This window comes from Bartonella pachyuromydis (assembly GCF_039543065.1).
Lineage (GTDB): Bacteria > Pseudomonadota > Alphaproteobacteria > Rhizobiales > Rhizobiaceae > Bartonella > Bartonella pachyuromydis.
The window spans coordinates 1-924 of sequence record NZ_BAABJA010000055.1 but is presented as its reverse complement, the minus strand read 5'-3'; the positions used below and the strand labels follow the sequence as shown (position 1 = coordinate 924).

The following is a 924-nucleotide window of genomic DNA, read 5'->3' as shown; positions in this document are numbered from 1 at the left end:
ATGGCAAAAAATTAAAAACCCAACTGCGGAAACAGAAGGGTTTCTAACATCTATACGATAATTAAAATAAATTTAAATATCAAAACCGTTCCCCAATTTAATTTATCGTAGCGGTTTCTGCAAGAGAAATTTTGCAGAAGGGGGATGTTTTTTTCATTTTTTTTGCCTCTAATAGAGAGGTTAAAACAATTATGGTTAATAAAGTCTATGGAAGAAAGTTAAGTGCACATCATATAGAGTTTAGAAAATTAGCAGAAAATGCTGAAATGGGTCTTGTAAGTCGTGGACAATTAATTGGATTGGTTAAAAAATTAGAGAAGGCTCATTTGATTAAAGACACAGAAGGTAAACTTCTCTTAGCTTTATTGGATACGGCTTCTATATCTTCATTTGAAAAAGGCGGAGTTCCTATCGTTTTTAAAAGCAATTACTGTCTTAGTAAAGACATTGGCCGTAGTGAGTCACGTGTTAGTATATTGCTTTCACGTCTTTATGATTATGGTCTTGTTGTCATGCGGGATTCTGGTAATTTTAAGCGCTATTCAGTGAGAAGCCGTGATCATGGAATTATAGCAGCTTGCGGTATTGATTTACGTATTCTTGTTGTTCGATATCATGAACTTAAACAGAAAACTGATGAAATCCTAGAGGCTCAGAAGAAACAAAAGGACGCTTTGCATTGTTTTAAAGGGTTGGTGCGACAAATCAAAGCTTCTTACGCATCAATTGAGGCGACACCATTTACATCATTGCTTTTTTCTAGAATGCAAAAAATCGTTCAGATTATTGGTCGGCCGGCCAAAGCTTCAGTAGAAAAATTACACAAAGCAATAGGTCTTTTTCAGTGGATTTTAGAGAGTTTTTTAAAACAAAAAACATCAAAAACGAAACACAGACATTTCGCTGACGAAATGTACATAGAAT

The 924-nt window shown here is 34.5% G+C and carries 1 protein-coding gene; it reads left to right on the top strand.

The genetic code is table 11. From position 1 onward, the window contains the following. Positions 1-191: 191 nt before the first annotated feature. Positions 192-924: helix-turn-helix domain-containing protein (locus ABD917_RS08705; RefSeq protein WP_345119667.1), on the top strand; the 733-nt coding region annotated here is incomplete at its 3' end.